Below are 26584 nucleotides of genomic sequence, written 5' to 3' on the forward strand. Positions count from 1 at the left end.
GAGAGGGGCCCGGGGAAACCCGGGCCTTTTTCGTTTACGCCGTCACCCTTGTTTTTCCATAGGCAGGAACGCGCGCTTCGAAATCGGCAAGCCACGCCACGAGCTTCGGATGCGTCTCGCGCCAACGGCCCGCGAAGCGCAGATCGAGGTAGCCGAGCGCGCAGGCGAGCGCGATATGGCCGATATGAAGCGCAATTGCGGGCGTCGAGAGATGCGCCTCCGCGAAGGCCAGTCCCCGCTCCACCTTGCCGGCCTGATGGTCGACCCATTTGGGCTCGTGCTTCTCCTGCGCGCGGAAGCGGCCTTCATAGACCTGAAGCAACGCCGCATCCGCGATGCCGTCGGCAAGTGCTAGGTCGCGCAAGGCTGTGAAGCGCGCCTCCCCTGCCGGATAGATGCGGTTTCCACCCGCCAGGAAGTCGAGATATTCCACGATCACGCGGGAATCGTAGAGCACCTCGCCGTTCTCCAGGATCAAGGCGGGGATTTTCCCGAGCGGATTCTGCTGCCGCAGGCTGTCCTCTGGGTTCAAAGTTTCCGCATCGACGATCTGGATGCGCTCGGAGAGACCAAGGAGAGAGGCTGCGATCTTGACCTTTCGGCCGAAGGGCGAGGCGGGAGACGAGCGAAGAACGAGCATGGACGCTTCCTATCAAGGAGAGAGGCCGCATTCATGAACCCTCTCAGTGGAAGCGGCAATGCATCTTAAGCCGGAGGGCCGAAGGCTTCACAGCGATAAGCGCCGAAACCGCTGCGAGAGAGGCGCTCGGCGAGCGCGGGCAGGAGAATTTCCGCCTCATCCTTCAGCGACCAGGGCGGATTGATGACGAAGAGCCCGCTGCCGTTGAGCCGCGACGGATCGCGCGGATCGTCCACATAGAGTTCGAGGCGAAGGCCCGGACGCGAACTCTCCTCATTAAGTCGCGCAGCCACGGCATCGACGGATGCCACGTCCTTGATGGGATACCAGCCTGCATAAACGCCGGTCGGCCACTTCTTCAGAGCCGTCAAAAGCTCCGTTCCGAGCCGTTCCAGTTCTCCGGTTTTCTCATAAGGCGGATCAATCAGCACGAGCCCACGCTTTTCCTTCGGGGGAATAAGCGAGTGAAGCGCTGTCCAGCCGTTGAGGTGCATCACCTTCAGGTTCGACACCTCGTTGAAGGCCTCGTTCAGTACCTCGTAGTCGGCGGGATGCAGCTCGACGAACACGCCGCGATCCTGCCGCCGCAACAGCTCGCGCACGATGCCGGGCGAGCCGGGATAGATGGTCTTGCCATGCCGGGCCTGCACCTCCGCGATCGCTTGGCGATAGGGCGCGAGAATTTCCTCGACCTGAGGAGAAAAGAGCTCTTGGAGACGCCCGACACCCTCCACCCATTCTCCCGTCCGCTCGGCCTCGTCGGCGGTCAGGTCGTAGAGCCCGATCCCTGCATGGGTGTCGATGACGCGCAGGGGCGTCTCCTTGCGCTGCAGATAGATGAGGATGCGCGCGAGAAGCGCGTGCTTCATGACGTCGGCAAAGTTTCCGGCGTGAAAGGCGTGTCGGTAATTCATTCTGCAAGTCTTATCGCATCACGCGGACCCTAAGAAGGGCCATGTCAGCGCTCCATAAGGGCCGCGTAGTGAAAAGGGATCCGGTTTTTCCGAAGTGACGATGCCCTATCGCACCGCCGGAACCGCGATCTCGCCCGCGCGGCATCCGTCGCGGTCGACCTCGGGGCATTGGCGGAAATTGCGCAGGTCCTTGTCGAGGCAGATCCGAACTTCCTGGAAGATCCGACGTCCGCAGGAGACTGCGATCATATCCCGACGAAGACCTGGATTCACGCTCATGAAAGCCTGCTCGATCTCGCTCGGCAGAACCTTCGAGCGGTCGCCCATGGCCTTGAAGCTGTCAGGAACGCGCACCCGCTCCTTGGCGCGCTGAACGGCATTGAAATAGCCGCTGGGGCTCTCGCCCGTGCAGGTGCCGTGCTTGCGCCACTGATAACGGGCGAGATTGTCTTCAGGGAAAAGGCCCTTGGCCTCGGTCAGCACGCTCGAGGGAACGAAGCGTCCGTTCGGCTCGCAGAAACTCGGATAGCCCTGCTCCTTCTGAGGCCAGAGGCCATGCACGACGAAGGAGAGGCCGCTGCCGCTATCGCACTGGCGGCTCTTGCGGCCGCTGGCCTCGCAATAGCCGGGGGACCAGGAAAGAGCGAGTACATAGAAATCGAATTGCCCCATGGGGGCTCCCCTCGCCTCACGCGGCGTCTGCGCCGCGCCAGGGAGAGAAAACAGAAGGCACGCGCCCGCGAGGGCGAGAGACCATTTCAGGATCAAGGGGCAGCCTGCTTGCAATGAGGGGCGTAGGCATAGCTGCGGTCGAAGCCGTCCACGCAGGAATCTGTGCTCCAGCCAACGCCGATGAAGCCAAGATCTTCACGGATCGAGAAGTTCACCTTGTGCCGGTAGCCATCGGAGACGATGACCGTGCCCGTGCAGAAGCGGCGGGGGATATAGTCGAGGCCCCAGGGACGCCACGCGACCTGACGAACCTGTTCGAAGCCAAGGATCTGGGCGGTGGAGTTCCAGAACCGGCGCTCCTTGTTCTCGAAATTCACGGCAACGTTGTTGAGAACGGCCGGGTCCTCGCAGGCGGGAAGACCGGCATCGTACTGCCTCAGAGACAGCTCGTGCGGCTTCTCCCGACGCTCGGCGGGAGTTATCTCACGCGAGAACGCGGGTGCGCTCAACACCATGCAAGAGATAAGAGCCGCCAGCCACTTCATTCTACTGCTCCAAGGAATAGAGACCGATTTATGTAACATCGACCATGTGGGCGATGGGTGAGAAGGTCAAGGCTCCGCTCACGGTTTAATAGGCAGCGTGGCGGTTCAGCACCAGGGGCTGCCCCGCCGATGAGCGCATGGGTGCCGCAGGGGGCCTCGGCGGCGCGTAGGTCTGCTGGGGCACATAGGTTTGCTGAGGCGCTTGGCTGACATAGCCCGGAGGCGGCGGAGGCGTATAGAGCTCGGGAGCCGCGTTGCCGGAATACCCGGAATTGCCGGAATAGCGCGGCATAGCTGGAGGCGGCACGGGCGCGGCGACCACGGGCGGCGCCATGGGCGCTCCCATAGGCGCTCCCCTGGGGATATCCGCAGAATAGCCGGCATCCGCGCTCTCCGCAGGCACGTCCTGCTCCATCTCGGCGGAAGGCAGCTCGCTCTGGGCGCTCACGCTCTGGAGGATCTCGCGGCTCCGCTCGGGGTCGATTCGCGGCTCGAACTTGAGGATCGGTTTGCAGATGCGGCGGTCGCCGCGCGCATCGTGCCGCGCCAGATCGATATGGAAATGATCGTAATGGAAGGCATCGGCGCCGGGGCCCAGCACCGTGTTGAAATAGCGGCAGGCTCCGACGAAAGCCTCGCGCAGGAAGTCCTGCTCGACGGGGCTTGCCTTCCAGCCTTTCACGACCGTGATCTCGCGCCCGTCGGCCAGGACGAACGCCATTACGTCGAGCGCATTGCCGAAGGAATGCTCGGAGAGCTTGGCGCCGCGCTGGTTGTTGCGCGGGCGGCAGGAATAGGAGCCCGCTTTGATGTCTACCAGCGGAACGCCGAAATACATCAGGGCAGCGGGCTTCACGATCTCGTCGAGCCAAGTATCGATGCGCGGAATGATCGGGCAGGCCAGGGTCACCTTGGATTTCAGGCCCACTTCGCCGTTGTTGAACGCGGCCACTTTGAAGGGATATTCCATGCCACAGACGCCGGGGCCGTCGATCTTGGACGACATGGACATATAGGCGGAGGGTTGCACGAGGCGCTGTGCCAGGCAGGCTTCCTCAGCCTGCGCGCGCCAGGGTTCGCGCTGTTCGAAACGAAACAACCCGCAACCGGTCAAACCGAGCCCAACAAGCGATAGGGCAACAAACGCAACTAACCCACGACGCATGGCTCGACCTTAGCCGGCCTCCGGTAAACATCCCGTCAACGCTCACCCCGCCCTTCGAATCGCCCCCTGGGTCGAGAGTGAGAAGCAAAACACCATGCTGGCGACGGGCGAACATGCAGGTCTTCAAAAATTTTCTGCTTTGATGGGCGCGTATCTTCCCTTGGCATGGCAAGGGGTTAACCATCTGTTAACCATGTTGGCGGCTTAATAGTAGTATTTATAAGGCTTTGCCCGGACTTTTCAGGCCGCCGCGCTTCTGGTACGTTCCCTATCTATTCAGACAGGGGACCTTTTGCATGTACCTGACGTCGAATTCCGATTGGACCGCCAAGCTCAACATTGCAGCGGCCTGCATTTCCTTCTCCTTCATTTGCGCGATCGTTGTCGGGATCGTCTAAGACGGCCCGTTCAAAGCAACCGAATTCCATTGTTCTCAACGCCGCCTCATTCGGGCGGCGTTTTTCATGTCACCGGGCACGGTTTGGGCGAGATGATCCAGGACATCACGTTGATCGCCATGTCGCATTGGGCGAGGCGCGGCCCGTCCGCCGTCTTCAGGCAGATCGTTTCGCCTTCCGCATAAAACCGGCCTTCGGCGCGGCAATAGCAATCGAGAGGATTGTGCCCGGGCGCCTGCGCCAGTTGGACGTTGGCGGGATCACCGGACATAAGAGCGAGAAAGACCAGGATGCCGGGCATGGATGCCTCCGCTTGCGATCTTCAACGCTATGATCCTCCCGGCGGCAGACCGGGTCAAGAATGGCAAGCCGCCGATCAGCTCCACCGCTCCATGGCGGCATCGTCCGCAGCTCTCGTCTCGACCCAGGCCCCGACCGTCCCGTCCGTCAGATGCTCGCGCTTCCAGAACGGGGCGCGGGTCTTCAGGTAATCCATCATGAAGGAAGCGGCCTCGAAGGCGGCGGCACGGTGAGCACTTGCCGCCAGCACGAGGACGATAGGCTCGCCGGGCCGGATCTGGCCGAAGCGGTGGATGATGGTGAGCCCCAACAGAGGCCAGCGCTCTTCTGCCTCTCGGGCGATGCGGGCCATCTCGGCCTCGGCCATGCCTGGATAATGCTCGAGCTCTAGGGCAGAGAGACGCCCCCCCTCGTCACGGCAGAAGCCGGTAAAGGCGATCGTGGCTCCAATGTCGCCGCGGCCTGAGATGAGAGCAGCCGTCTCGGCGGCGGTGTCGAAGGGCTCGGCCTGGATGCGGATGTCGGCCATGGCGGCCTACCCGCCGGTCATGGGCGGGAAGAAGGCGATTTCCCGCGCGCCGGCAATCGAGGCCTCGGGCTTTACATGCACATGGTCGATGGCAGCACGGACGATTGCCTCGTTCTCAAAGGCGTACTCGTATTCCTCGCCCTGTGTCTTCAGCCAGCGCACGAGATCGGCGATTGTCGCAATCGTCTCGGGCAGCTCGATAGTCTCGTCCGTTTTGCCGATCCGCTCGCGCACCCAGGCGAAATAGACGAGCTTCATGAGATCTAATCCTCGTCCACGAGGTGATGGATGCCGGTCCTGAGATAGTCCCATCCGGTATAGAGGGTCAGGATCGCGGAAACCCAGAGGAGCGTGAGACCGATCATGGTGTTCCCCGGCAGCACCGTGTCCCCTGCCGGTCCCGCGACCAGGAAACCGAGAGATAGAAGCTGGAATGTGGTCTTCCACTTGGCGACGCGGCTCACCGGCACGCCCACCTTCAACTCCGCCAGGAACTCGCGCAAGCCCGAAACCAGAATCTCACGGCAGAGAATGACGAGAGCGGCCCAGATGTGCCAGCCCTGGATCGTCTTGTCGGCGACCAGCATGAGCAGGCAGGCGGCGACCAACAGCTTGTCGGCAATGGGATCGAGCATGCGGCCGAGAGCCGATTGCTGCGCGAAGGCGCGTGCAATGTAGCCGTCGAAATAATCGGTGATGGCGGCGAGTGCGAAGACGGCGAGCGCGAACCAGCGCGACCAGTGATCCTCGGGCCAGAACATCAGGCCGACCAGGACCGGCACGGCCACCAGCCGGCCATAGGTCAGCATGTTGGCGAGGTTGAAGGCCTTGGACCGGCGCATGGGACGTACAGTGCTCATGAGTCAGGCAGGAAGCATGTCTCGACGATGTCCGTCAACCATGGGGAGGCCCACATTGCCGTTATCGCCGAGCCTTACCCCCGTTCGTGGAAGAAATCGTACACGGCCCGCGCCGTGGCGGCGTTCACCCCGGGAGCCTTCATGAGGTCCTCCAGGGCCGCGCGCTGGATTGCCTTCACGGTTCCGAAATGGTGCAGGAGCGCCCGTTTGCGAGTGGGTCCAATGCCGGCGATCTCGTCTAGCGGGTTCTTGACCATCTCGCGCTTGCGCTTGGCCCGATGCGTGCCGATGGCGAAGCGGTGCGCCTCGTCGCGCAGGCGCTGCACGAAATAAAGAGCCGGATCCCGCGGGGGCATCTTGAACGGGGGCTGGCCGACCTTGAAGAAGGTCTCGCGCCCCGCATCGCGGTCCCGTCCCTTGGCGATGCCAACGAGGGTCACGTCGTTCTCGCTCACGCCCACATCCGCAAGCGCCTGACGGGCCGCTTCGAGCTGCCCCTTGCCGCCGTCGATGAGAACTAGATCGGGCCATACGGGAAAACCATCGTCGGAGCCTGACTGCGCACCGGCCTCCTGATCGGACGTTCGCGGCTCCTCCTTCACGAGCCGCGCGAAACGTCGCTGCAGCATCTCACGCATCATGCCGTAATCGTCGCCGGGCTTCAGGTCTTCCGACTTCATGTTGAAGGTGCGGTAATGCTGCTTCATGAAGCCGTTCGCGCCCGCCACCACCATGGCGCCCACCGCGTTGGTACCCATGATGTGCGAGTTGTCGTAGACCTCCACGCGCTTCGGCGCTTTGTCCATGCCGAAAGCCTGGCCGAGCGAGATGAGCAGCTTCTGCTGCGAAGCCGTGTCCGCCAGACGGCGGCCGAGCGCTTCCTTCGCATTACGCAGAACATAATCGATGAGCTGCCGCCGCTCACCACGCTGCGGTGCATGTATCTCTACGCGCGTATCGCCCTTCGTCGAGAGCGCCGCCGCCATCAGCTCCGCATCTTCGATCTCATGAGAGAGAAGGATGAGACGCGGCGCGGGCTTGTCGTCATAGAATTGCGCGAGGAAAGAACTCAGCACCTCGTCCGGCGTCATGGACTTGTCCGCCTTCGGGAAATAGGCGCGGTTGCCCCAGTTCTGCCAGTTGCGGAAGAAAAACACCTCCACGCAGAACTGCCCCGCCTGCTCGTCGATGGCGAATACGTCGGCCTCTTCCACCGATTGCGTGTTGATGCCCTGCACGCCCTGAATGGCGGAGAGCGCGGCGAGCCTGTCGCGGCAACGCGCGGCGCGCTCGAATTCAAGCTCTTCCGCGGCCGTTTGCATCTCTTCCGTGATGCGCTGCTTCACGGCATTGGACTTGCCGGACAGGAAGCCTCGCGCTTCGTTCACGAGGCCTGCATATTCCTCGGACGAAATCTCGTTGGTGCACGGACCGGAGCAGCGCTTGATTTGAAACAGCAGGCAAGGCCGCGTGCGGTTTTCGAAATAACTGTCGTTGCACGAGCGCAGAAGGAACGCGCGCTGCAGCGCGTTGATCGTGCGGTTCACCGCCCACACGCTCGCAAACGGTCCGTAGTAATCGCCCTTGCGCTTGCGCGCACCGCGATGCTTCACGAGCTGGGGCGCGGCGTGATCGGCGGTGAGCAGGATATAGGGCAGAGACTTGTCGTCCCGCAGAAGCACGTTGTAGCGGGGCTTGAGCTGCTTGATGAGATTGGCCTCGAGCAGCAGCGCCTCGGTCTCCGTCGCCGTGGTGACGAACTCCATCGAGGTGGTTTCGCCGATCATGCGGGCGATGCGGTTCGAATGTGCTTGGCCGCGCGCATAGGAGCCCACGCGGTTCTTCAGACTCTTGGCCTTGCCCACATAAAGCACGTCGCCCTTCGCATCGAACATGCGATAGACGCCCGGCGAGTTGGGCAGCGTCGTCCAGAACCGGCGGATGACCTCCGTGCCGCGCTGGACGGAATTGGGGTTCGCCTCAAGGTCGAACTCGACATCCGAGCCGCTCTCGACGGCTACGTTGTCATCGTCCTCCTCATTGTCCAGGATATCCGGCGGAACGTCGTTATAGGTATTGCGACTCATGAAGAAGATTTAAGCATTCACGAGTCGACAGGAAAGGGCCTTCTGCATAGGTCCCCCTTCCTGGTCTTTTGCCCCATGCCCCTAGATCACCTGGAAGTCTAGGTAGCTCATGGTCTTGAGCTTGGGCTGAAGCTTGGCAATGATCTCGGAAGCCCCCTTTCCGGAGCCATCTGCATCATAGCGCAGGTAGCCGGTCTTGGTGTCGTACAGGATATAGTCTTTGGCATCCTTGGCTACAGAGCCGAAGGTGAAGAATGCCTTCTTCAGCGTGCCGGCCTTGGAGCCCAGTCTCCGGAAAATGGCATTCTCGAGCTGGATCGTGTCGTCCTTCATATTGAAGTCGGTGATTCGGTCCAGATCGTTTTTCCGATGCGGCTTCGTACTGAACACGAAGACATCTCGCCCGGTGCCACCCGTCAGCACATCATTGCCGGTGCCTCCTGAGAGCTTGTCTTTACCGCCTCCACCATTGAGAGTGTCGTTGCCGCCTCTGCCCTGGAACGTATCATTGCCCGATCCTCCAACGAACTTCTCATGAGCGGCAGCACCCAGGACATTCTCTGTATGGACATTCCCGATACCGATCATCAGATCCATCTCGACAGAAAGAGTATGCTGTTCAATGACGCTGCCGCTGTCGGTGACCCTGACTTTAATCGTATGGGAACTTGCCTGCTCGTAATCCAGCAATCCTCCGTTCACGACGACAATTTTCCAAACGTTCCCTTCCTTGACGGCTTTGAAGCGCCCGCCCGCGCCTCCATTGAGAACCTCATACGTGAACTGCCCCGTCCGGTCGGGATCCATCGCCGATAGAGTGCCTACCGTCGATCCCGTCGCGCTCGCTTCAAGAACAGATACTGTGCTCAACCGTATGCCGAACGGAGCTTCGTTGACATCGTTGATATAGACCTTGATGCTCTCTTCGATGGACGAAGCTCCACCTTGAACTGTCTCGCGAGCCTGCACTTTGACGAGGAAGTATTTTCTTCCATCGGCTTCGGAAAGCAGATTGGGCTCGTTCTCGAAATCGACGGCGCCTGACATGGTGATCTTGCCGCTCGCATCGACCGAGAACCGATTGCCCGGGTTGGCCGTCAGAACATAGGAAAGGGGATTGGTTCCTGCCGATTTGACAATTGCCACAAGGGACTGTGTGCCCTCGTTCTCATCGACGGAAGCAACCGCGCCCTGGACCTCAGGCTTGGTTGGAGGAGAGGACGGAAGGTCGAGCGTGTAGCGTTGCTGATGAATGTCTTGACGAGAAATGCCTGCATCGAAATCGAGGAAAGAGCTTTTCCAGCTGATCACCCAGCTCCCATCCGCCAAGGCGGCAACGCTCGGATCCATGACGATATCCGGCGAAAAGCTGACTTGCTGATCCGTGGTATAAAGAGCATTTCCATCCCGATCGTAGACCTGCTGATAGATCGCATCGCCCACAGGATTGTCCCATGTCCCATGGATGCTGCTGCCCTTCCATGTCACGACCCAACCTCCATTGGCCAGAGCTGCGATGCTGGGGGCTAAATCCTGATAATCCACAGTACGGCTGACGAGCAGATCGGCTTCATAAAGCGCCTTCCCTTCCCGATCATACCTTTGCAAGAAGACATCCCCGTCACTGGATGAAACCCAGGCAACAACCCAACCTCCATCGTCGAGCGCTGCCGTGGTCTGCATAACCTGGTCGTTGTGGGCCGCTGCGCCGACTTTGATTTCGGAGCCGATCGACCGACCACTCGCATCATATCGCTGCTGATAGATGTCAGATGCTGACGTGCTTGCGTCGAGCGATCTCCAAGTGACGACCCATCCCTTGTCGGATAGAGCAGTCGTGATGGGCTCGTCCTGAGTATCGTATGTTTGTGTATTGACGAGGCGCTCAACCTCGTACAGGGCCTGGCCGCTCCGACTGTAGCGCTGCTGATAGACATCGCCACGCCATTGATCGATTCCGATATCCTTCATGCATGTCCATGTCACGAGCCAGCCGCCATCCTCCATGGCGACGACGTTAGGCTGATATTGCGTTTTGAGGACGATTTGATTGACGCGAACCTCACCGCCGATGGGTTGGCCGCGAGCATCAAAGCGCTGCTGATAGATGTTCCCGTGCAGGCCCTCATCGGCATACGATGTCCATGTGACAAGCCAGCCGCCATCGGCCAAGGCAATGGCACTGGCGTCATGCTGCTGGCTTGCTCTTTGAGTGTTGACGATTTGCTCGACCTCATAAACGGCTAGACCGCTCCGATCGTAGCGCTGCTGGTAAACATCCGTGCCGGAGCCATCGTAGCGATCGCTCGACCAGATCAACAGCCAGCCCCCGTCGGCCAAGGCTGTGATCTCAGCATCATCGCGCGAGCCTTGGGCAATGAGGTTCACCTCTTGGTCGACGCCTATTTTTTTGATCGGCTTCGCCATCGGTTTGTCCTTATATTACTCTAAAAATATGGAATCGTGATAACGTTACTTTAATATGGCTCTATTCTTCCCTGCTCAACATTTTCAGGGAGTGTATTTTGTCGCAGGCTCCACTAACCGGCCATCTGTTCCAGAACTTCCGTTCGGGGCTAAACGCATGAACATGCGCTTGTAGCGTCCCTGCATAAACCGGTTTAAACAGCAGAGCTTCTTTCTGGGATTCAGCCATGCGCCTGTCGATCATCACATCAGCCGTCGTCGCGGCCCTTGTGGGCTTCGGCAGCACGATTGCCATCATCATCGCGGCGGCTCAGGCCGTGGGTGCGGATGCAGCGCAGACCACGTCCTGGGTCGCGGCGCTTTGCCTGGCGACGGGTGCCACGAGCGGCTTTTTGAGCGTTCGTTACAAAATGCCCGTGGTCGCAGCCTGGTCGACGCCCGGTGCCGCGCTGATCGCATCCTCCAGCGGCATATCCATTCATGCGGCCGTGGGCTGCTTTCTGCTGGCCGGTTTCCTCATCGTGCTGGCGGCTTTCGTGAAGCCGTTCGGCCGCTTGATCGAGAAGATTCCGGCCTCGATTGCCGCCGCGATGCTCGCGGGGATCCTGATCCAATTCGTGATTGCGGTTTTCGTGAGCGCGCAGGTAGCGCCGGGCCTCGTGCTGCCCTTGGTCGGGATTTTCCTCGTGGTCCGGCTGTTCAATCCGGCGCTTGCCGTGCTGGCGGTCCTCTTCGTGGGCTTGGGAATCGCCTTCGGCGGCGGCCTCGCCCGTCCCCTCTCCTCCGATTTCAGCATCTCGTCGCTGACCTTCATCGCTCCATCCTGGGAGCCCATAGCCCTCATCGGCCTCGGCCTGCCGCTCTTTCTGGTGACCATGGCGTCCCAGAACCTCCCGGGCTTCGCGGTGCTGCGGGCCTCCGGCTACACCCCTCCGACTCGTCCGATTCTCGCGGTGACGGGATTGGCCTCCATGCTGACCGCGATTTTCGGGGCCCATACCAGCAATCTCGCGGCCATTTCCGCCGCTATCTGCACGGGGCCCGATACCCATCCCGATCCGGGCAAGCGTTGGATGGTCGGGCCTTTCTACATGCTGAGCTATGTAGTCATCGCTGCTTTCAGCGCCGCCCTCATCGGCTTGATGGCGGCCCTGCCGCCGGAACTCATCAAGACCGTTGCGGGGCTCGCCCTCATGGGAGCTTTCGCGGGAGCCCTAGGCTCAGCCCTGTCGGATGAGCCCAAGCGCTTCCCCGCCGTGCTGACCCTGGCCGTCACGGCCTCCGGCATCACTCTTTATGGAATCGGCTCCGCCTTCTGGGGATTGGCCGCAGGCCTCATTGCACTAGCCCTCGACGCCCTGATCGTCCAGCTCCGCAAGCGTGGCTGATCTGGACGGCGGCTCCCGCTACGGTTAATGTTTCATTACCGATAAGAAGAACGGGAGCCTTCATGGCCGGGACGAAACACTGGGGGCGGCTTGCCGCAATCGCGATGACGATGACTTTGGGCGCCTGCCAGGGCTCCCTCGTGAGCGGCTCACCCGAAGGCGTACCGGTGGCGGTCGAGAGCATCGATGGAGCCCCTGCCCCGGTCCAGACGGCCCTGCTGGGCGAGCTGACGAATGCGGCCTCCGACCGCAAGGTCGAGCTCGTCGGCACCGGCGCCCAGGCCCGGTACCGGGTCCGCGGCTACCTCTCCACGACCACCGAAGAGGGGGAAACCAAGGTTTCCTACGTCTGGGACGTATTCGACGCTCAGAAGCGCCGCGCGAAGCGGCTCGAGAGTTCGCGTGCCGTCACCCTCGCCTCCGGCTCGATCTCGGCCATCGACAAGGGAACCTTGGCCAAGCTCGCCCAGTCCAGCATGGACGAGATCGCCGAGTTCCTGAGCAATTCGAAATCCGTCCAGACCGCTGAAGTCACGGACGACGACAGCTCAGTGGCCCTGCAGTGACCGCATGGCCGCACTTCCAGATTGCGGCACTTCTTCAACACGACTCGTATTGTGACGGTTTGATATCGCTGCTAAGAGCCTTGCGCCTGACCGCGCAAAGGTCGAAAGATGCGCAGTGGGCTCGACCAGTCACTCAAAGCTAGAGTTGCTTGCATGAAGCTCGTTGCGGGAAATTCCAACCGTCCGCTGGCCGAGGCCATCGCCGCCTATCTCAACGTGCCGCTGGCCAAGGCCCAGGTGAAGCGTTTCGCGGACATGGAAGTGTTCGTCGAGATCCAGGAGAACGTGCGCGGCGAGGATGTGTTCATCATCCAGTCGACCTCGTTCCCCACGAACGATCACCTGATGGAACTCCTGATCATCACCGATGCGCTCCGCCGTTCATCGGCTAGACGCATTACGGCGGTGATCCCCTATTTCGGCTATGCGCGGCAGGACCGGCGCATGTCGGGCCGCACGCCGGTCTCGGCCAAGCTGGTCGCCAACCTGATCACCCATGCGGGCGTCGACCGCGTGCTGACGCTGGATCTTCATGCCGGCCAGATCCAGGGCTTCTTCGACATCCCAACCGACAACCTGTTCTCCGCCCCCATTCTTGCCCGCGACATCAAGGAACACCTTGATGGCGGCAACCGCATGGTGGTCTCGCCGGACGTGGGCGGCGTGGTGCGCGCCCGCGCGCTCGCCAAGCGCATCGATGCCCAGCTCGCCATTGTGGACAAGCGCCGCGAGCGCCCGGGCGAGTCCGAGGTCATGAACATCATCGGCGACGTCTCCGGCCGCTCCTGCATCCTGGTCGATGACATCGTGGATTCCGGCGGCACTCTGGTGAACGCTGCCGACGCCCTCCTCGCCCAGGGTGCGAAAGAGGTCTATGCCTACATCACCCACGGCGTGCTCTCCGGCGGCGCGGTGGCCCGCATCGCAGGCTCGCGTCTGAAGGAACTGGTCATCACCGATTCCATCATGCCGACCGAGGCCGTGAAGGTGGCGCACAACATCCGCGTCATCTCGATCGCCCCCCTCATGGGCGAAGCCATCGGCCGCACGGCGACGGAAAGCTCGGTATCGAGCCTGTTCGATTAAGCAAAAAAGCAAGTCGCGTCTCTTCAAAAAACACTTCGGTCACCACCGAAGTGTTTTTTGTTTTCCGGCACAGTAGCATCGGCGAAGCCTCTTGCCGTCACGCTCGAAGAGGCTTCCCATGGATCACACGCCTGCACCGAACATTCCGGTCCACCGGATCATCGACCCACCCGTGCTGTATTTCGGCACACCTGTCGTCCTGCTCACCACTCTCAACTTGGACGGGTCGCCTAATATCTCGCCCATGTCCTCCGCCTGGGCTTTGAATGACAGGATCGTTCTGGGCCTGGCCACCAATGGCCAGGGCAGCGAGAATGCCGTCCGAGAAGGCGAATGTGTCATCAACTACGCCCCGGCGAGCCTTTGGGAGAAGGTGGAGCGGTTGGCCCGCACCACCGGACGCAATCCGGTGCCGGAATACAAGGCTGCGGGAGGTTACTATTACGAGCCCCACAAGTTCGATGCCGCCGGGCTGACGCCTCTTCCCTCCGACATCGTAGGTCCTCCGCGCATCGCTGAATGCCCGTTCCAGATCGAAGCCCGGATCGTCGCGGCCCACGCAAGCGACGGGCATCCCTGGACCATCGGCTGTGAGCACGCCTTCGCGATCATCGAGGCTCAAGCCCTGCGCGTTCATGCCCATGAGGAGGCCACTTTGGCGGGCACGGACCACGTAGATGTCAGTCGCTGGAAGCCCCTTCTCTACGTTTTTCGCCACTATCTCGAGGTCGGGCGGGACTTGGGCCGGACCTTCAAGGCTACAGCCTGAGAACCCCTGTCAAAGAGTTGCATTTCAAGGCCCTTTCCCCTATAAGCCGCCTCGCGCCCGCTCGACACCCTTGGAGGCACGGGCGCGGACCTCATGGCCGCCGGTAGATTTCCTTGATGGAAGCCTGGGCGGCCATCGGTTTTCTAATCACCCTTTTAAGGACCACGACCATGAGCGAAATTAAGCAAATCAAGGCCGTGGCGCGCGACCGGAGCGGCAAGGGGGCCGCCCGGGCCGTTCGTCGCCAAGGCCAAGTTCCTGCCGTTATCTACGGCGCCGGTCAGCCCGCCCAGGCGATTGCTCTCGACTTCAACCAGACGAAGCAGCTGATCTTCGCTGGCCACTTCCTGACCACGATCTTCGACATCGACGTCGGCGGCAAGACGGTCCGCGCCATTCCGCGCGACTACCAGCTCGACCCGGTGCGCGACTTCCCCGTGCACATCGACTTCCTGCGTGTCGCCAAGGGCCAGACCATCAAGGTCGTGGTTCCGGTCCACGTTGTCGGCCAGGAGAAGAGCCCCGGCGTGAAGCGCGGCGGCACGATCCAGATCGTCGAGCACTCGGTTGAGCTCGCGGTTTCGCCCGACGCGATCCCCGACTTCATCGAGGCTTCGGTCGAAGGCCTCGACATCGGCTCCTCGGTTCACCTGAACGACATCAAGCTGCCGAAGGGCGCGAAGGCCACCTCCTCGGAGAACGCCACCCTCGTCACCGTCGTGGCCCCGACCGGCCTGAAGGAAGAAGAGGCTGCTCCGGCTGCTGAAGGCACCGCTGCCTAATCAGCTTTGATCGGGCGTTCTAGCCCATCGATCGGCTTCAACGCTCCGACCGCAAGGCCGGAGCGTTTCATTATGAGAAGACCTTGCGATGCGCCTTTTCGTCGGCCTTGGTAATCCCGGTTCGCGCTACGCCAGAAACCGCCACAATATCGGTTTCATGGCTGTGGACGAGATTGCGCGCGTTCATAACGCGGGTCCTTGGCGCAAGCGTTTTCAGGGCGAGACGGCGGATGCGGTGATCGGCGGCGAGAAGGTGATGCTGTTGAAGCCTCAGACCTTCATGAACCTATCAGGCCAATCGGTGGGAGAAGCGCAGAACTTCTTCAAGATCCCGCTGAACGACGTGACGGTTTTCTACGACGAACTCGATCTTCCGCCCGCGAAATTGCGCGTGAAGATCGGCGGCGGCAATGCAGGCCATAACGGCCTGCGCTCGATTTCCGCCCATTGCGGCAACGATTATCGTCGCGTGCGGCTCGGCATCGGCCATCCCGGCCACAAGCCGCTCGTGCAGCACCATGTGCTGGGCGACTTCGGAAAAAGCGAAGAGGCATGGGTCGAAGACCTATGCCGCATCATCGCGGACAATTCTGCTCTCCTCGCCAAGGGTGAGGACGGAAGTTTTCAGAACAAGGTCCACCTCGCCATGGAGGCGAGAGGCTGGACGGACGTGAAACGGCCTGGAGAACAGGCCGCCTCAAAAAAGGAGTGAGGCCATGGGCTTCAAGATGGGCATCGTCGGCCTGCCGAACGTGGGCAAGTCCACCCTCTTCAACGCGCTGACGCAGACCGCTGCGGCGCAGGCTGCGAACTATCCGTTCTGCACCATCGAGCCGAATGTGGGCGACGTGGCCGTGCCGGACGACCGGCTCGATCAGTTGGCCGGCATCGCGGGCTCGGCGCAGATCATTCCGACGCGCCTCACCTTCGTGGACATCGCCGGCCTCGTGCGCGGCGCGTCGCGCGGTGAAGGCCTCGGCAACCAGTTCCTCGCCAACATCCGCGAAGTCGACGCCATCGCTCACGTGGTGCGCTGCTTCGAGGACACGGACATCACGCACGTCGAAGGCAAGATCGACCCCATTGCCGACATCGAGACCATCGAGACCGAGCTGATGCTCGCCGATCTCGACAGCCTCGAGAAGCGCGTCACCGCGCTCGAGAAGAAGGCCAAGGGCAACGACAAGGAAGCGAAGGAAACGCTCGACCTCGTGAACCGCTGCCTACCGCTTCTGCGCGACGGCAAGCCTGCCCGTATCGTGGAGCGCAAGCCCGAGGAAGAGCGCCTGTTCCAGATGCTCGGCCTTCTCTCCTCCAAGCCAGTTCTTTACGTCTGCAACGTGGAAGAATCCTCCGCCGATAAGGGCAACGGCTTCTCCGCCAAGGTGTTCGAGCGCGCGAAGGAAGAGGGCGCGAAGGCCGTCGTGGTTTCCGCCAAGATCGAAAGCGAGATCGCCGTTCTGCCGCCCGAGGAGCAGAAGGAATATCTCGAAGCCGTCGGCCTTGAGGAACCCGGCCTCAACCGCGTGATCCGCGCGGGCTACGAGCTGCTCGGCCTCATCACCTACTTCACCGTGGGCCCGAAGGAAGCACGTGCCTGGACGATCACCAAGAGCACCAAGGCTCCCGGTGCCGCCGGCGTGATCCATACGGATTTCGAGAAGGGCTTCATCCGCGCCGAGACCATCGCCTACGCCGATTACGTGTCGCTGAAAGGCGAAGCGGGCGCACGCGATGCGGGCAAGCTGCGGCTCGAAGGCAAGGAATACGTCGTCCAGGACGGCGACGTGATGCACTTCCGCTTCAACACTTAAAAATCTGTCGGAATCCTGAACGCGCTCTTTTCAGTGCGTTCAGGCACATCCTGCTTTGATGACTGTATGGAGAATATGTCCCATGCAGAATGTTTTTGAAAACGCCATGGCAACGTTTGTTTTACCCGGTCTCGGAACCGCCGAGTTTTTTGTCGCGATCCTCGTGGCCTGCGGCCTCGCCATGATCGCCATTTCGTCCCTGCTGCCGAAGAGCACTGCCGACGAATTGGAATGGTGGGAGCGCTAAGCTCTTCGCTGAGTTCTTAAGGTAGCCGCAAAGCTTTTGGGCCGATGCCGAGCCCGATTTGTAGGCTCTCCGCGATGCGCTGCGCGCGGACGATGAAGAACTCCGCTGCATCGGGCTCGAAGATCTCCCGCGCCGTCTTCTCGAACAGATCGAGCCAGCGCGTGAACAGCTCAGGTGTCAGCGCCAAACCGAAATGCGCCGCCTGCGGCTTGCCGCTGTAGCGCGCCGTCCTCAAGGCAATCGAGGACCAGAAATCCACCATGATCGCCAGATGCTCGCTCCATCGGCTCGACAGGGCATTGTGAAAGATGGGACCGAGTTCAGGGTCTTTCAGCACACGGTCGTAGAACGTGACGACAAGCTCACGGATCATCTCTTCCGTCACGCCCTCGGCGGGCGCGATGAGGGGAATGCTGCGGCCTGTCGGAATGTGCTGAGTCAAAGAAACCTCTCCTCTTCGCAGAACGGGATGGAAAGCAGATGCTCCCATCCCGGTCAAATGTCTTTGCTGAAGATCAAACCAGATCGCTCATAGCGGCCTGGCTTGAGGTTGGTCAGTGATGGCTGTGAGGAGCAACTTGGACAGCCTGAGATCCGTGCGGGTGCTCCTTGTTGGGAGTGTGGGTACTCAGCTCCGTGGGCTGATAGTCCGCTCCCTCCAAACCATAGAACACGCCGTGCAATCCCCAATAGCCGGTGACGAACACCACGAGAGCAACCGCGAGACCGGCGGGAACCGAAGCCATGTTGCCGAAGCGGGGCAGCGTGCGCGGCATCTTCACGGCAACGACCTTAGCCTCGCGGCAGGGATCGGCGGCGACAAGGAAGAGCGACGCCATGATCATGGCGTGACCGACAAGGTCGATGCGGCCAAACGGATAAACCGCGGTGAAGAAGATCAGCAGCAGCGACACGGCCGAGAGACGACGCACCATGGGCGTCCAGAGCAGGCCGAAGCCGAGGGTGAACTCAGACACGCCGGCCATGGGGATGAACACATCGCGCGGCATGCCGAAGGTCAGGAAGGGCTTCTCCTCGACGAGCGGATAGAACCAGTCCGGATAGGCGAATTTCTCCAGGCTCGACCACATGAGAGCAATCGCAATGCCCCAGCGCAGAGCCATGAACCGGCGCGCATGCCACTTCGGGTTATCCGTCGAGGCCATCACAAGATAAGCAGCAACGCCAACGCCGAGCGCGAGATAGTCGAGCAGGTGGAAGAGATCGTACTCACGCAGGGCCACAACCCAGAGAGCGATGATGCCAGCCGCCGCAATCGGCATGGTCCGGCGCGAGAACACGCAGATCGCAATCAGCAGCTGCGCCCAGGAGATGAGTTCCGAATTCGTCTTCAGGTCGGGTGTGAGATAGATGCCGCCCACCGCGAAGATGGCGACGAAGAAACCGCCGATGGCGACGCGCATGAAATCGTCGCCACGGTTCCAGAGCGGCGCACTGATACGGTCAAGCCCGGACAGGACACCGCGACCGATGAAGGTGCGCTCGACCGCGAGCGTGGCCAGGAAGAAAGCGAGCACGAGGCCGATGCCTGTCCAGAACCAAGTGTTTGTCAGGGTCGCGCTGATCGGCTGCGGGGTCGCATCGACAATGTAGGGAGCAAACCACTTCACATGCGCTTCGGCGGGAAGCGCCCAGATTGCCGCTCCGAGAGCGGCAAGAACTCCGCCAACTCGCTTCGTATTCGTCATGATATCCTCGTGACTCGGGTACAAATCTTTTCAGGTCGCGAGGGAAATACTCCTGCATCGGAATAACGGAAATTCAGATCAAGTGCCTAAGGGATTCCCCTATAAGGCCAGAGGCTTGGCCATTGGCGTGGCATTTTGCCCTTCCCTCTCTAACATCTTCTGAGGATCGTTCGCCTACCTTGAGCGTTGAGCTTTGAAGGCATTCTTCATTCCCATGCATCTTATTCGCCGCCATTCCTGGGATCTCACCCCTTCCGAAGCCATCACCCTTCAGCAGGAGCTGAGGCGAGAAGTCGTGGCCGACCGGCCCATCGATCTCGATGCAGTCAAGCTCGTGGCGGGGGTCGATGTGAGCGTGAAGAACGAACAGTCGCAGGCCGCCATCGTCGTCGTGACCTATCCTGGCTTTCTGCACGTCGAGACGGTGCTGGCGCAGCGCCCGACGCCGTTTCCTTATGTGCCCGGCCTGCTGAGCTTTCGCGAAGGGCCGGTGCTTGAGGAGGCGTTCGAGAAACTGAAGTCAGAGCCGGACGTGTTCCTTTTCGACGGCATGGGTATTGCACACCCGCGCCGCATCGGCATCGCGAGCCATATGGGCCTGTGGCTGCAGCGCCCCACCATCGGCTGCGGCAAGACCCTGCTCTGCGGTCGCTACAAGGATCTCGGCGAGGAAAAGGGGTCGGCCGCACCCCTCATCGACCGGAAGGAAACCATCGGCGTGGCGCTCCGCACCCGCACGGCCAAGAATCCGATGTTCATCTCGCCCGGGCATTTGGCGGATATTCCCACCGCGGCTGAACTCGTGCTGCGTTGCTCTCCAAAGTATCGCTTGCCCGAACCGATCCGCCTGGCGCACAACGCAGCTGGACAGTTCAGTCCCCTACTGGTCTGAGTCCAAGCGCAGAAACCCGCATAGAGCGAGCCATGCCCCGTTACGCTTTCGAAGACCTCACGCCCGGCACCACGCAGATGCTTGGCCCCGTCACCATCACGAAGGAAGCGCTCCTTGCCTTCGCGCAGGAATACGACGCGCAGCCTTTCCATGTGGACGAGGTGGCGGCCAAGGACAGCTTCATTGGCACGCTCATCGCCTCGGGCTGGCACACCTGCTCCATCAACATGCGGCTGATCGCGGATGATGTGATCCTCGATTCCACGTCCCTCGGTTCGCCCGGCATTGAGGAAGTGAAGTGGCTCAAGCCCGTGCGGCCCGGCGACAGCTTACGCTCGCGCATGACGATCCTGGAAAGCCGACCCTCAAAGAGCCGACCCTCCCTTGGCCTCGTGCGCTTCCAGTTCGAGATGCTCAATCAAGCGGATGAACCCGTTTTCACGCAGAAGAACTGGATCATGTTCGGACGCCGCGATGCGGAGCCGGTCAAGGGGTCGGGGCCCAGTGTTCTGGCCGCCGCCGCATCCGACATGCCGGACAACACGCCGAAACGCGAGCTACCGCACATTTCATCCAATCCGTATTTCGAGGATCTGGTGATCGGCGAGACGGAGGTGCTTGGCTCTTACAAATTCGAGCCTGACGACATCATCGCATTTGCCAGGCAATTCGATCCGCAGCGTTTCCATGTGGATGCGGAGGCTGCGAAGGACAGCCTGTTCGGCGCACTCTGCGCTTCCGGTTGGCATACGGCGAGCGTCTGGATGAAGCAGATGGTCGGCTATCGCCACCGCATCCGCGAGACTGCGCTCGCGCAGGGCGCGCGGCCCGCACGGCTTGGCCCCTCCCCCGGCTTTACCAATCTGAAGTGGCTCAAGCCCGTCTATGCGGGCGACACCATCACCTACCGTTCCACAGTGACAGGAAAGCGCGCGTCTAACTCGCGCCCCGGCTGGGGCCTCGTGTTCCACCACAACAGCGGCATCAACCAGCATGGAGATGAGGTGTTCTCCTTCGAGGGCATGGTGTTCTGGGAGCGGCGCTCTTGACTGCATAAAAGCGTCATCCCGGACGAAGCGCAGCGGAGATCCGGGATCATTTGCAGGATGGGGCGCTTATATCGTCACGCGATCCCGGCTTCCGCTTCGCGGCCCCGGGATGACGCGCTTGTTAAAGGCGCTTCTGTTCAGCCCTCGCACGCGTCTCCTCATCGAGTCTCGCGCGCGTCTCCTCATCGAGAATAGCGCGGATCTGCGTGAGCAGCGGATGTGCGGATGTCTGCTTCTGCCCGTAGCCGAGATTGAAGGCGTAGTCGAAATCCGCGGGGTTCTTGCCTTGAACGTGCTGGAGAATGGTCTCCAGCTTGTCGAGCCCCTTAGCGAGAACGGCCTCGGGCGTTTGAGCGGCCTCGTACTCTTCCCACAGCGCCAAAATCTCTACACACTTTTCAGCATGAAGCGACTTCGTGAGCAGCTCAAGATCCGCTCTTTCCTGAGCAGATTTGCTACTGCCTTCCGTCTGCATGATGGCGGGAATATCGCCGCTCAATGCCTCGCCGAGATCGTGCACGATGCAGAGCTTGATGAGGTGAAGAAGGTCGATGCCTTCGAATTCATCCGCGAAGACGAGCGCCATCAGGCAGAGACGCCATGTATGCTCCGCTGTGCTCTCGGGCCGCCCATCGGATGTGAAACCACTGCGCAGGGTGCATTTCAGCTTTTCCGCTTCGCGCAGGAATTCAAGCGTTCCCAGGATACGATCAGCCGACGCCACGAGCGCTGCTCCTCAGTGCCCCTCGAAGCTCACGAGGCTGCGCACCTCGACGCCGAGATCGCGCAGCTTCTTCGCACCGCCGAGGTCCGGCAGGTCGATGATGAAGCAGGCGGCGACGATGTTCGCGCCCATCTGGCGGAGCAACTGCGTGGCCGCCACCGCCGTGCCGCCCGTGGCGATGAGATCGTCCACCAGGATGACGCGCTCGCCCTGGCCGATGGCATCCGTGTGAATCTCCATCTCGTCCACGCCGTATTCCAGCGAATAGGCGATGCGCACCGTCTCGTGCGGCAGCTTGCCCTTTTTACGGATCGGCACGAAGCCCGATGAGAGTTGGTGCGCGATAGCACCGCCCAGAATGAAACCGCGTGCTTCGATTCCGGCGACCTTGTCCACGCGTCCACCCGCGAAAGGATGCACAAGCTCATCCACCGAGCGTCGGAAGGCGCGAGCATCGCCGAGCAGGGTCGTGATGTCGCGAAACACAATGCCAGGCTTCGGATAATCTGGGATCGAGCGGATTGCTGCTTTCAGGTCGGTGAGGAGACGCTGGTCCATGTTTGAGCCTGCCATAAGTGAAAAGCGGTAAGGTTATCCGAGGAGCTTAGCCATGGCCGAACACCCCTCTCGAACCGTCGTGACCGATATCGATATTCCCTTTGGAAGCCTAGTTCTGTTCTTCGTCAAGGCCTCCCTCGCCGCAATCCCGGCCGCGATCATCGTCATGTTCATTCTTGCTTTCATCAGCTGGATCTTCGGTGCGATCTTCGGCTTAGGTCATATGGGCTGGATGATGAGCTAGATCTCCGACGCCTTCAAAACCCGCGCAGCAACCGCTTCGAGCTTTTTCAGAAGCTCAGGGTCGCGTGCCGATGGGGCCGTCATGATGGCGCCGTCGAGCGCCCGGTCGGACTTTGCAGGGCAAAGCTCGTGCTCGGCGGGAAAATCGCGCGCGATACGGGCGACGAGGCGAGCTACCTTCGTGGCGTTCTGCTGGGCCACGGCCACGACGGAAGCCACGTCCACATCGTCATGCTCGGGATGCCAGCAGTCGTAATCAGTCACCATGGCGATAGTGGCGTAAGTGATCTCGGCCTCGCGGGCGAGCTTGGCCTCGGGCATCGCCGTCATGCCGATCACGTCATAGCCCAACTCCTTATAGGTGATGGATTCGGCATAGGTTGAGAATTGCGGGCCCTCGATGCACACGAGCGTGCCGCCCACCGCAAACGGGATGCCCTCCGCTCCGGCGGCGCCCGCGATCCTCTGCTGCAGCAACGGGCCGACAGGATGAGCCATGGGCACATGCGCCACACAGCCCTTTCCGAAGAACGAGTTCTCGCGCTTGTGCGTGCGGTCCACATACTGATCCACCAGCACGAAGAAGCCGGGATAGTACTCCTGCTTGAAGGAACCGCAGGCGGAGACCGAAATGAGATCGGTTACCCCTGCTCGCTTCATCGCGTCGATATTGGCGCGATAGTTAATGTCGGACGGCGAAAGGCGATGGCCTCGGCCATGGCGGGGAAGAAAGACAATCTGCGTTTCGCCGATGCGACCCGTGCGCAGCACGTCGGAGGGCTCACCCCAGGGTGAATCGATACGCAATTCGCGCATATCCTCGATGCCCGGCAGGTCGTAAACGCCCGATCCGCCGATGATCCCCAGAACTGCCTTCGTCATCTTCGTCCTCGCCTGCTTGGGCTCTCTCGTCCCTGTCATAGCCGAAGGCGAAGCCTGCCCCAAGCCTGAGCTCACATTCATGGACCTTCGGGGCGTCAGCCCTCGGCCTAATCATCAGCGTAAGGGAAATGCCGCCATCTCGTCCGTTTCGAGGCAAGGGAAGAGCGTTTCGCGAACGAGCCGGATCTGCTTCACGGGCGCCGTAATCGCGACGGGCAACGCCTCGACGCGCTCGACCACATCCTTCGGGATCGCGGCATCCGTCCGGTAGCGCGCCAGGGTCGAATGGATCAGATCATAGATGATCGGCTTCTGGCCGGGAGGCGACGGAACCTCGCGAACGATCCTCTCCCGGATGGCTTCAATCAAGCCGGTTTCCTCGGTCGCGGTCGCGATGATGGCCGTATCGGTGACCTTGAGGCGGGAGAAGCGCAGCTCCAAGGCACGATGGCCGACGCATAGGTCATTCAGGATGCCGCGGCACTGCGGCTCGATGCTCTGCCAATAGACCTCCTTGTCGTAGCCTTCCTTCACGGTCGCCAGCGGGTAGATAGTGACATGCAATCCGTGCCCCGGCCCGAGATGCAAGGGTTCCGGCCAAAGCTTGTCGAAAGCCTCCTGCACCTTCGCAAAGGCGCTTCGGGTTTCGGGCTCCAGGCTGGGTTGTACGTGGTAGGCGAGGCACGGCTGGGCCCAAATGGCGTCGGCGATGGTCTGTAACATGAAAACCGCCTTAAGGTCGCCTGCCGGCAAAGTCATCCGAAAAGAAAGGGCTCCGATGGAGCCCTCTGAACTTATGCGGATTCCTTGAGAGCCAGCCAGTCTTCCCAGCAATGCTCAGGATCCACATCGTCATAACCGCGCTCCTCAGCCAGCTTCTCAGCGGCTTTGGGGGAAACACGCATGGCTTGGGGCAAGAAATGATCGCGGATCTTCTCGACCTCTTCCTGGTTCAGGGGCGATCCCTTGCGCTCTTCCATTTGCGTGAGAATGGCAACGAGAGCAGGAACGAAGACAAGGACCTCCTCATTAGAAGTATTTTTCTGCTTCTTTCCAAAAAAATTCCAGATCATCTACAAAACCTATTCTTATGTTCCTCTGGGCCACCAAAAGAAAAAGGCCCCGGAAACCGGGGCCTTTTCGATTTTAAGGATTGTGGGTCATCGGAGGCGTTGCGTGGCCTTCGACCTCGCCGCCCACTCGGGCCCAGACCTTTTTCTTCGTGAAGTAGAGCAGACCCGAAAGCACCAGCAGGAACAGCATGACCTGGAAGCCGAGGCGCTTGCGGGCCTCGAGGTGCGGCTCGGCCGACCACATGAGGAAGGCCGTCACGTCCTTGGCGTATTGCTCGATGGTCTCCGGAGCCTGAGACTGGCCGGCCTCATTCTTCGGATACTCCACCTGACCGTCGCTCAGCGGCTTCGGCATGGCGATGATGTGGCCGGGGAAGTAGTGGTTGTAATGACCGCCTGTCGGAACCTGGAAACCTGCAGGGGCCTCCTCGTAGCCGCGGAGCAGCGCCACGAGGTAATCGGCGCCGTTCTCGGAATACTGGCTGAACACGTCGGTGATGAACCAGGGGAAGCCGCGCTCGTAGGTGCGAGCCTTCGCCATCAGGGACAGGTCCGGCGGAGCCTTGCCGCCGTTGGCCGCAGCCGCCGCGTTCTCGTTCGGGAACGGAGACGGGAAGCGGTCAGCCGGACGGCCGGGACGCTGGAACATGTCGCCCGAGTCGTTCGGGCCGTCCGTGATCTGATACTCGGCGGCGAGAGCCTTGACCTGCGCCTCGGAGAATTCCGGGCCGCCTTCTTCAGCGAGGTTGCGGAAGGCAACGTAGCTCAGGCCGTGGCAGGAGGCGCAGACCTCGCGGTAGACCTTGAAGCCGCGCTGCAGCTGAGCACGATCGAACTTGCCGAAGGGGCCTTGGAAGGTCCACTTCTGCTGCGGCGGGACCGGGGTCTCGCCGGCAGCGAAGGCCGGAGCAGAGAAGCCGAGGATGGCTGCTGCGATGAGAAGAGTACGCTTCATCATTGTTCTGTTTCCTCTACTCTCGCATTAGCCCTTGGAGTGCGGCTCGGGATTGGCACCGGCCGGCACGCCAGCTCCACCCTTCTGCACGCCCATCACGGATTCGAGGATCGAATTCGGCAGCGGCAGCGGACGCTCGACGAAGCCGAGCACCGGCAGGACGATGAGGAAGTGGGCGAAATAGTACACGGTGCAGATCTGCGACGCGATCACGTACCAGCCTTCAGCCGGACGGGAGCCAAGCCAGCCGAGGATGAAGCAGACCACCACGAACAGCCAGAAGAACTGCTTATAGAGCGGGCGGTAGGCAGTGGAGCGCACCTTCGAGGTGTCGAGCCAGGGCATGAAGCACCAGATCACGATGGCAGCGCCCATGGCGATGACGCCGCCGAGCTTGTCGGGAATGGCGCGCAGGATCGCGTAGAAGGGCAGGAAGTACCACTCGGGCACGATGTGCGCGGGCGTGACTGCCGGATTCGCAGGGATGTAGTTGTCCGCATGGCCGAGATAGTTCGGCATGTAGAACACCCAGTAGGCGAAGAAGAGCATGAACACGACGACGGCGAAGATATCCTTGATCGTCGCATAAGGCGTGAACGGAACCGCGTCCTTGCCCGACTTGATCGGAATGCCGGTCGGGTTGTTCTGGCCCGGCACGTGCAGAGCCCAGATATGCAGGCCGACGACGCCGGCGATCATGAAGGGCAGCAGGTAGTGCAGGGAGAAGAAGCGGTTGAGCGTCGGGTTGCCCACCGAGTAGCCGCCCCAGAGGTAGCTGACGATGGTGTCGCCGACGACCGGGATCGCCGAGAACAGGTTGGTGATCACGGTGGCGCCCCAGAAGCTCATCTGGCCCCAGGGAAGCACGTAACCCATGAAGGCGGTGGCCATCATGAGAAGGAAGATGATCACGCCCAGAATGTAGAGCACTTCACGCGGCGCCTTGTAGGAGCCGTAGTAGAAGTTGCGGAAGATGTGGACATAGACGGCGACGAAGAACATCGACGCGCCGTTGGCGTGCAGATAGCGGATGAGCCAGCCGTAGTTCACGTCGCGCATGATGTGCTCGACGGACTGGAAGGCGAGATTGGCATTCGGCGTGTAGTACATCGCCAGGAACACGCCCGTCACGATCTGCGAGACGAGCATGAACGCCAGAATGGCACCGAAGGTCCAGAAATAGGTCAGGTTCCGCGGCACCGGGAAAGCGATGAACGAGGAATGGACGAGGCCTGCGATGGGCAAGCGGCTCTCGAACCACTTACCGAAGGCGCTCTTGGGAACGTAAGTCGTGGAATGCTGGCTCATGG

At 61.1% G+C, this 26584-nt stretch carries 31 protein-coding genes; 11 read left to right on the plus strand and 20 right to left on the minus strand.

Features of this window, described 5'->3' with window-relative positions:
- Positions 1-34 precede the first annotated feature (34 nt).
- The 11 genes from MHY87_RS02995 to MHY87_RS18815 all read right to left on the minus strand — a co-directional run bounded on the left by MHY87_RS02995 (position 35) and on the right by MHY87_RS18815 (position 10537).
- Positions 35-640 carry a glutathione S-transferase family protein gene (locus tag MHY87_RS02995; protein ID WP_239349222.1) on the minus strand — a complete coding sequence of 202 codons (606 nt, stop codon included), beginning with the start codon at positions 638-640 and terminating at the stop codon, positions 35-37.
- Between the two features lie 65 nt (positions 641-705).
- Positions 706-1554 carry a 23S rRNA (adenine(2030)-N(6))-methyltransferase RlmJ gene (locus tag MHY87_RS03000; protein WP_239349224.1) on the minus strand — a complete coding sequence of 283 codons (849 nt, stop codon included), beginning with the start codon at positions 1552-1554 and terminating at the stop codon, positions 706-708.
- A gap of 105 nt (positions 1555-1659) precedes the next feature.
- Complete coding sequence (locus MHY87_RS03005) at positions 1660-2322, minus strand: ribonuclease T2 (protein ID WP_239349226.1); 663 nt, start codon at positions 2320-2322, stop codon at positions 1660-1662.
- The gene (locus MHY87_RS03010) at positions 2319-2771 is read right to left on the minus strand and encodes a hypothetical protein (protein ID WP_239349228.1); all 453 of its coding nucleotides are present in this window, start codon (positions 2769-2771) and stop codon (positions 2319-2321) included. The genes MHY87_RS03005 and MHY87_RS03010 overlap by 4 nt, the downstream gene beginning before the upstream one ends.
- An 85-nt stretch (positions 2772-2856) precedes the next feature.
- Positions 2857-3870, minus strand: a complete 1014-nt coding sequence (locus MHY87_RS03015; protein WP_370644811.1) for an extensin family protein — start codon at positions 3868-3870, stop codon at positions 2857-2859.
- 528 nt (positions 3871-4398) lie between these two features.
- Positions 4399-4635 carry a hypothetical protein gene (locus tag MHY87_RS03020; protein ID WP_239349232.1) on the minus strand — a complete coding sequence of 79 codons (237 nt, stop codon included), beginning with the start codon at positions 4633-4635 and terminating at the stop codon, positions 4399-4401.
- Positions 4636-4710: 75 nt separating this feature from the next.
- Complete coding sequence (locus tag MHY87_RS03025; protein WP_239349234.1) at positions 4711-5163, minus strand: molybdenum cofactor biosynthesis protein MoaE; 453 nt, start codon at positions 5161-5163, stop codon at positions 4711-4713.
- 6 nt (positions 5164-5169) lie between these two features.
- Positions 5170-5421 (minus strand): molybdopterin converting factor subunit 1, encoded by a 252-nt coding sequence (gene moaD / locus MHY87_RS03030; protein ID WP_239349236.1) that lies wholly within the window; start codon positions 5419-5421, stop codon positions 5170-5172.
- 5 nt (positions 5422-5426) lie between these two features.
- Entirely contained in the window at positions 5427-6023 is a 597-nt protein-coding gene (gene pgsA, locus MHY87_RS03035) for a CDP-diacylglycerol--glycerol-3-phosphate 3-phosphatidyltransferase (protein ID WP_370644812.1), read from the minus strand.
- A 74-nt stretch (positions 6024-6097) separates the two neighbouring features.
- Positions 6098-8110 (minus strand): excinuclease ABC subunit UvrC, encoded by a 2013-nt coding sequence (uvrC, locus tag MHY87_RS03040; protein ID WP_239349240.1) that lies wholly within the window; start codon positions 8108-8110, stop codon positions 6098-6100.
- 81 nt (positions 8111-8191) lie between these two features.
- A complete protein-coding gene (locus MHY87_RS18815) occupies positions 8192-10537 on the minus strand; it encodes a cadherin domain-containing protein (protein WP_304611095.1) in 2346 nt (781 codons plus the stop codon).
- A 227-nt stretch (positions 10538-10764) separates the two neighbouring features.
- On the opposite strand from MHY87_RS18815, the gene MHY87_RS03055 reads away from it, so the two are divergent.
- The 8 genes from MHY87_RS03055 to MHY87_RS03090 all read left to right on the plus strand — a co-directional run bounded on the left by MHY87_RS03055 (position 10765) and on the right by MHY87_RS03090 (position 17189).
- A complete protein-coding gene (locus MHY87_RS03055; protein WP_239349242.1) occupies positions 10765-11925 on the plus strand; it encodes a benzoate/H(+) symporter BenE family transporter in 1161 nt (386 codons plus the stop codon).
- A 62-nt stretch (positions 11926-11987) separates the two neighbouring features.
- The gene (locus tag MHY87_RS03060; RefSeq protein ID WP_239349244.1) at positions 11988-12491 is read left to right on the plus strand and encodes a hypothetical protein; all 504 of its coding nucleotides are present in this window, start codon (positions 11988-11990) and stop codon (positions 12489-12491) included.
- A 153-nt stretch (positions 12492-12644) separates the two neighbouring features.
- Positions 12645-13577 (plus strand): ribose-phosphate pyrophosphokinase, encoded by a 933-nt coding sequence (locus MHY87_RS03065; protein ID WP_239349246.1) that lies wholly within the window; start codon positions 12645-12647, stop codon positions 13575-13577.
- A 118-nt stretch (positions 13578-13695) separates the two neighbouring features.
- On the plus strand, positions 13696-14346 hold the full coding sequence (locus MHY87_RS03070) for a flavin reductase family protein (protein WP_239349248.1): 651 nt from the start codon (positions 13696-13698) through the stop codon (positions 14344-14346).
- Between the two features lie 170 nt (positions 14347-14516).
- On the plus strand, positions 14517-15128 hold the full coding sequence (locus tag MHY87_RS03075; RefSeq protein WP_239349250.1) for a 50S ribosomal protein L25/general stress protein Ctc: 612 nt from the start codon (positions 14517-14519) through the stop codon (positions 15126-15128).
- 88 nt (positions 15129-15216) lie between these two features.
- Positions 15217-15840 (plus strand): aminoacyl-tRNA hydrolase, encoded by a 624-nt coding sequence (gene pth / locus MHY87_RS03080; RefSeq protein ID WP_239349252.1) that lies wholly within the window; start codon positions 15217-15219, stop codon positions 15838-15840.
- Positions 15841-15844: 4 nt separating this feature from the next.
- A complete protein-coding gene (gene ychF / locus MHY87_RS03085; protein ID WP_239349255.1) occupies positions 15845-16942 on the plus strand; it encodes a redox-regulated ATPase YchF in 1098 nt (365 codons plus the stop codon).
- 106 nt (positions 16943-17048) lie between these two features.
- Positions 17049-17189, plus strand: coding sequence for a hypothetical protein (locus MHY87_RS03090; protein WP_239349257.1), 141 nt, complete (start codon positions 17049-17051; stop codon positions 17187-17189).
- Between the two features lie 16 nt (positions 17190-17205).
- Here MHY87_RS03090 and MHY87_RS03095 read toward each other — a convergent pair whose 3' ends face one another.
- Both MHY87_RS03095 and MHY87_RS03100 read right to left on the minus strand, forming a co-directional pair.
- Positions 17206-17631: a group III truncated hemoglobin gene (locus tag MHY87_RS03095; protein ID WP_239349259.1), complete on the minus strand. Its 426-nt coding sequence runs from the start codon at positions 17629-17631 to the stop codon at positions 17206-17208.
- Positions 17632-17743: 112 nt separating this feature from the next.
- Positions 17744-18898 (minus strand): hypothetical protein, encoded by a 1155-nt coding sequence (locus MHY87_RS03100; RefSeq protein ID WP_239349261.1) that lies wholly within the window; start codon positions 18896-18898, stop codon positions 17744-17746.
- 214 nt (positions 18899-19112) lie between these two features.
- Here MHY87_RS03100 and nfi point away from each other — a divergent pair, with 214 nt between their 5' ends.
- Entirely contained in the window at positions 19113-19790 is a 678-nt protein-coding gene (gene nfi, locus MHY87_RS03105; RefSeq protein WP_239349263.1) for a deoxyribonuclease V, read from the plus strand.
- A 32-nt stretch (positions 19791-19822) separates the two neighbouring features.
- A complete protein-coding gene (locus tag MHY87_RS03110) occupies positions 19823-20839 on the plus strand; it encodes a MaoC family dehydratase (RefSeq protein WP_239349265.1) in 1017 nt (338 codons plus the stop codon).
- Positions 20840-20960: 121 nt separating this feature from the next.
- On the opposite strand, the gene MHY87_RS03115 is transcribed toward MHY87_RS03110, so the two are convergent.
- Positions 20961-21563: an HD domain-containing protein gene (locus tag MHY87_RS03115; RefSeq protein WP_239349267.1), complete on the minus strand. Its 603-nt coding sequence runs from the start codon at positions 21561-21563 to the stop codon at positions 20961-20963.
- A 12-nt stretch (positions 21564-21575) separates the two neighbouring features.
- Entirely contained in the window at positions 21576-22121 is a 546-nt protein-coding gene (locus MHY87_RS03120; protein WP_239349269.1) for an adenine phosphoribosyltransferase, read from the minus strand.
- A 52-nt stretch (positions 22122-22173) separates the two neighbouring features.
- Between MHY87_RS03120 and MHY87_RS03125 the strand changes: the two genes are divergently transcribed.
- Positions 22174-22365, plus strand: a complete 192-nt coding sequence (locus tag MHY87_RS03125) for a hypothetical protein (RefSeq protein ID WP_239349270.1) — start codon at positions 22174-22176, stop codon at positions 22363-22365.
- Here the strand turns inward: MHY87_RS03125 and MHY87_RS03130 are convergent.
- The 5 genes from MHY87_RS03130 to MHY87_RS03150 form a co-directional block, all read right to left on the minus strand.
- A complete protein-coding gene (locus MHY87_RS03130; RefSeq protein ID WP_239349271.1) occupies positions 22362-23246 on the minus strand; it encodes an S-methyl-5'-thioadenosine phosphorylase in 885 nt (294 codons plus the stop codon). The genes MHY87_RS03125 and MHY87_RS03130 overlap by 4 nt on opposite strands.
- 114 nt (positions 23247-23360) lie before the next feature.
- Positions 23361-23969 (minus strand): 2'-5' RNA ligase family protein, encoded by a 609-nt coding sequence (locus MHY87_RS03135; protein WP_239349272.1) that lies wholly within the window; start codon positions 23967-23969, stop codon positions 23361-23363.
- A 71-nt stretch (positions 23970-24040) separates the two neighbouring features.
- Complete coding sequence (locus MHY87_RS03140; protein ID WP_239349274.1) at positions 24041-24319, minus strand: hypothetical protein; 279 nt, start codon at positions 24317-24319, stop codon at positions 24041-24043.
- A gap of 73 nt (positions 24320-24392) precedes the next feature.
- Positions 24393-25277, minus strand: a complete 885-nt coding sequence (locus MHY87_RS03145; RefSeq protein ID WP_239349276.1) for a cytochrome c1 — start codon at positions 25275-25277, stop codon at positions 24393-24395.
- A gap of 24 nt (positions 25278-25301) precedes the next feature.
- The gene (locus MHY87_RS03150) at positions 25302-26582 is read right to left on the minus strand and encodes a cytochrome b/b6 (RefSeq protein WP_239349278.1); all 1281 of its coding nucleotides are present in this window, start codon (positions 26580-26582) and stop codon (positions 25302-25304) included.
- Positions 26583-26584 lie beyond the last annotated feature (2 nt).

It is taken from the genome of Microvirga sp. ACRRW (assembly GCF_022346925.1).
Lineage (GTDB): Bacteria > Pseudomonadota > Alphaproteobacteria > Rhizobiales > Beijerinckiaceae > Microvirga.